This is a genomic window from Deltaproteobacteria bacterium (assembly GCA_009930495.1).
Lineage (GTDB): Bacteria > Desulfobacterota > Desulfovibrionia > Desulfovibrionales > Desulfomicrobiaceae > Desulfomicrobium.
Window position 1 is genome coordinate 1 of the sequence record RZYB01000175.1, and the last position, 5,047, is coordinate 5,047.

Genomic DNA, 5,047 nt, shown 5'->3' on the forward strand with positions numbered 1-5,047 from the left:
TGGTCACCGCGTTAGTTGCGCTCAGCCTCCTCGGGGCAAAGACTCCTGCTGACGCGTCAGGGAAGTTCAACCAGTTCATTGGGCTTGGCGACAGCACCCTGGACAGCGGCTATTTCCGGTATGCTTCATCGGGCAATCCGGACGTGGATGCAGCACTTCTCTCCGCCATTGCGGCAGGAGCCCTGGGCGGGTTAGCCGGCCCGGGGGTGATGACTTCCACCATGTTGGCCGGACTGTTCGGTCTGGATGCGGAACCTGTCAGCGCCGGCGGGAGCAATTACGCCAACGCTGCCGCCTATACGGCACCTCTGCGTCCCTCTGAAGGCGTCTCGTATGCTCCCGGTAGTTTGCCGGGAAACGTGGCCACCACCCAGCAAATCGCCAACTACCTGGCCTCCGTTGGAGGCGCAGCCAACCCTCGCGCCCTGTATGTGATCAACACCGGCAACAACGACCTGATCTTCGTGCAGAAACAGGGCGCAGCCTGGATCGCGGCCAACCCCGACTTCCTCAGCGGCGTGGCTTCCCAACTGGCGGAGAGCGTGGCTACCCTGCAAGCTGCCGGAGCCCGCACCATCATCATCCCCAATACATTTTCATCGCGACCTTGACCGGCCCTGGTGGCGTCCTGCCAGCTGACAATGTCGGCGACTACGCTCGGGCCATCTCCTACGGGAACATGAAATGGTCGGCCCTGACGGCTGCGGGCGTCCGGTACATTCCCGCCGACCTCACCAGCCTGTTTCGCTTCGTATCTCTCAATCCCGAATCCTTCGGGTTCACCCCGTCCACGGTACTTGCAGCAAACGCCCCGTCCTCCAAGAGCGCAATGCTTACCAGTTGGACTGACATCACCCCTCTCGAGATGCAGACCTACCTGTTCATCGACGGCAAGCATCTGACCACCGCGGGCCAGCGGATCGAAGCGGATTACGAATACAGCCTGCTGGTAGCGCCAAGCCTCATGTCGCTTTTGGCCGAATCACCGTTGCAGGGCGGCCTGGCGCGCGTGGCTACCATCCAGGAACAGATCGATCTTTCAGGGCAGCATCGCGGTCCAAACGGAATCAACGTCTGGATAAGCGGAAGATCCAACTCACTGCGAATCAAGAACGACGATGGCTTTGCGGAAACAAATGGCGCACCTTTCGAGGGGTTGGTGGGCGCTGATTATCAGACGACCTTCGGACTCACCCTGGGCGCTGCCTTCGCGGCAGGAACTCAGACCCAAGACTTCTCCCAGGATGTGGGCCACTTTGACCAGGACGAACAATCCTTCAGCCTTTACTCCGCCTACAAGCACGGTCCATTGTGGTGCGACGCCGTGGTCTCCCATGGCCTGTACCAGGACAAAATCAGCCGCAATGTGCCCCTAGGCATGTTCATGGACCAAAACAACGCCGACACCACCGGCCATTCCCTGGGCCTGGCCCTGCGGTTGGGCGGAGACCTGAAATGGGGGGCGGTCACCACCGGACCGGTGGCGGGTCTGGTGCTACAGCAGGTGACCATCGAAGAATTCACAGAATCAGGCGTTAGCGGCGTCACGGCCCTATCCTTCGACGAGCAGAAGCGCGGTTCAACTGTCAGCCAGCTGGGCTGGCGCATTAGGGCGGACGTGGGCAGATTCCAGCCATTCGCGGAAGCAACGTGGAACCATGAATTCGAGGATTCCGACCGCGAGGTGACGGCCGACCTCTCCTCCATCGCCGCCCCGGCGTATTCCATGGACGCCGTCCCAATAGCCAACGATTGGGGCACCGTGACACTTGGTACTTCTTTCAAAGCGAGCGAACGGGTAATGTTAATAGCCTCGTTCTCCACCATGTTCGGCAACCAACAGCAAGAGAGCCATGGCGGCGAACTTGGTGTGAATGTTAATTTTTGAAGACATCCCTCTTTGCCGTTGAACGAGATTCACCCAGTTAAAGCGCTCCTGGGCTCTCCGCCGTTCAAAAGGCTCCCCCACATGAACACCGAAAAAACGGCTTTGAAGTCCACACCAACTCCACACGTCCATAGGACTCTGGGGCGCTTTAGGACTCAATCAATGTAAGGCCTTTTTTTTAGTCCACGCGCAGTCCACATTTTTTCCAGGCAGAATATGGCCAGCGCGTGCTTTGTTGTCGACCAGCCGCGTTCAACATTTTCCGCGCATTGTGCAGGCTTCCTCTGGATTTTGTAAAAAATTTTTCAGTGGAGCCGCCGCGGATTGGACATCGAAGAGGTCCGATGCTCCTTCCAGAAGCCGCTGTCTGAGTTCGGCCTTATACGTAACATCGTGGGCTGCTCTGAGCGCCAAATTCACATATTCATCTTCATTGGAAGCCACGGGGCCTTCGATTTTTAAGTGGTCGTAAAGCCCCGCTGTTTGCCGAGAACGCATGAATTCCCCGGGCCATGCGACGATGGGGACTCCGATCCCCAAAATTTTGTAAGACGTTGCTCCGCCGCTGAAGGAAGGCGTGTCAAGCACGGCATCCACGGCATTGCATATCGCCAAAAAACGTTCCGCCGATGTCGATGGCAACCATGTGAGCCGTGGCCCAAGGTTGAGGCGTTGCTCAAGGTGCTCGTCCCAAGCTTTTTTTGGAGCATGAAAAAGTAGGAGGGACGCTTCAGGATCTTCATCCAAAAGTCGCCGTAAGGTACGATCAAAACTGGGATGAAGTTTGAAAAGGCTTTGCGGGCAAAGAAAGAGTGTTCGATTGGCGGGCAAGCCAAGTTCATTCCGAGAAAATTTTCCGGGAACCTTGGGCCTCCTGATACCGCTGACCAAACTAGGTAGAGCGCAAAGATTTTCGCTGTAATGCTCTTCGCCTTGAATCGGTTCCATAATGGCGGGAGAAATAAAATAATCCACGCTCGGCAGGCCTGTCGTATCGGGATGACCGTAAAGGGCGCACTGCAAAGGAGTAAGACGGATATGGGCGAGGAAGTAGGTGAGTGGGTCCATACCGATGTCGAGGTAAAGAAGCAGGTCCAGTTTTTCCCGAGCAATCGCATCGGCAGCCACCCAAAGATCCGTTGGCAGACTTTGCATGGTTGCCGAATGGAGAGAGAGTCGCTCCAGGAAGGGATTGGTCATTCGTTCGAAGGTGAAGATACGCAGGGGCAATCCTTGGGCCTGTACCGAGTGCAGCACTTCGACGAAATAGTCCGCGACCGTGTGCGGCTTGAGATAGCGGGAAATGATTCCGATTCGCCGAGGTTTATGCGCAAGACCGGCCGCCGATCTTTCCCGCGCAAGGCGGGGGCAAAGTCTTCGATGCAAATCAGCAATTCCGACGTGCAAGTCGCGGTTGGGAAGGCCATGGTAGGCCGTGTTGAAATTGGTGAAACCTATCTGGTTGACCGGATTCGAGATGGAACCGGTGGGTGGAGGCTGGAGACAAAGGTCTCGGATACGTTGTCTGTCGGAGTGAATAGCTTCAATATTTGGCGGAACGGCTGTTATTGCCAAGGCATTTTTAACAAACAACTCAGGCGAGCGCGCCTCGCTCCAAACACGTCGCGCGTCGTGATGGCGATGGTGTTCCAAATAGAGAGAACCGAGGTTTGAGATTACGTTAACCCAATTGGGTTTAAGCTCCAACGCCTTGCGATAACAAGCCTCGGCCTTGAAGAAGTCGTCCGGGTCATGATGATGGATCATGGCAGACTGGGCCCATGCGACAGGGTTTTCTGGATCAAGCTGTAAAGCATTATCGGAATATTGCTCCGCCTCTTCCTTGCTGCCCATGGCATGGGACGCCTGACTGGAAAGGACATAAAAATCGCTATTCGTTGGGAACTTCGCGCGTGCACTCGAACAAATTGCAAGTGCTCGCTCGGGGAGGCAAAGCTCGAGCAGACAACGAGCGACGATCAAGAGGTGCTCTGGATTCTCGGGCTCAATTACGGCTAGCTGCTGGCGAAACCGAATACTGCTACGTTTATCTCCTGTGATTTCGGCAGTTTGAGCTGCGAGAACCAATGTCCCCGCACAGCCGTTCGCACGTTCAGCAGCCTGCAGCACCACGTTCAGCGCTTCTTGCTCGCGGTTGTCCCGCAAAAGCAGTCCGGTCAACTCTTTCAATGATTCCACGTTCAACGGTTCAGAATGCAGAGCGGCTCGCAGGTGCACTTCGGCCCCGGACAGATCGCCACTTTCGTCCGCCATCCTGGCCAAGAGCAAACGGGCCTCGCTTGCAGAGGGGTCTATTTCAAGGGCGTGAGTGCAAAGTCCGGCCGCCAGTTCTTTGTTTCCCTTGCTAAAAAAATGCAATGCTTGTTCCAGGATGCGGGCCAGCGCAAGCTGGGCAGCGGACGAAGTCTCCGAGGTTGTGGAACACGGGCCGCGCTGACCGTATGGAATATTGGAATTCATTTCAGTTCTCACTGCCGAAGAGGGCCTTTATAAACTTGCGCTCGAACTTTCCGCGTCGGCCAGCACGACCCGATTCCGACCTAGATTCTTGGCCTGATAAAGAGCCTGGTCCGCGGCCGTGATCGCCCCTTCCAAGTTTCCTTTATACTGGGCCACTCCGAAACTCGCCGTAACCCGGATCTCCTTGCCCGCGAAATAGTATGTCGTGTCCGCGATGCGCGCGCGGACCTTATCGGCGACTTCCAGTCCCCCTGCCGAGTCGGTATCCGGCAGCAGGATCATGAATTCCTCACCGCCCCATCGGGCCAACGTGTCCTGTCCACGGATGATGCCTTTCATGCGCACTCCCGTTTCCACCAGGATGCTGTCCCCTGCTTCGTGTCCATGCGTGTCGTTGATCATTTTAAAGTGATCGATGTCCACGATGACGAGCGTGAAGGGCGTGTTCTGCCTGCTGTTGCGGGCCACTTCGAGGTCGAGCCGCTCCTGGACGACGCGCCGGTTGAAAAGACGTGTCAGGGGATCGATGGTCGCGGCCTCCTGCAAGGCCTTTTGCGCCACAAGGCGTTCGGCCACTTCCCGGCTGAGCTTGTTGTTGACTTCCGAGAGGTCGGAGGTGCGCTGACGAACCCGGATCTCCAGTTCATCCTTGGCCCGGCGCAGGGAGTCGACGGCCGC

General features: G+C 56.8%; 2 protein-coding genes and 1 pseudogene. 1 reads left to right on the forward strand and 2 read right to left on the reverse strand.

All coding sequences use genetic code 11. The features are described from left to right. Nucleotides 1-1,888 (forward strand): annotated as a pseudogene (locus tag EOL86_11860) (autotransporter domain-containing protein). A gap of 252 nt (nucleotides 1,889-2,140) precedes the next feature. Here EOL86_11860 and EOL86_11865 read toward each other — a convergent pair. Next, complete coding sequence (locus tag EOL86_11865; protein ID NCD26270.1) at nucleotides 2,141-4,369, reverse strand: hypothetical protein; 2,229 nt, start codon at nucleotides 4,367-4,369, stop codon at nucleotides 2,141-2,143. Between the two features lie 27 nt (nucleotides 4,370-4,396). Beyond that, on the reverse strand, nucleotides 4,397-5,047 hold a 651-nt coding region (locus tag EOL86_11870), incomplete at its 5' end, for a sensor domain-containing diguanylate cyclase (GenBank protein NCD26271.1).

Coding starts and splice junctions, on each gene's coding strand:
- EOL86_11865 (NCD26270.1), bottom strand. CDS start 4,369: ATGAATTCCAATATTCCATACGGTCAGCGCGGCCCGTGTTCCACAACC.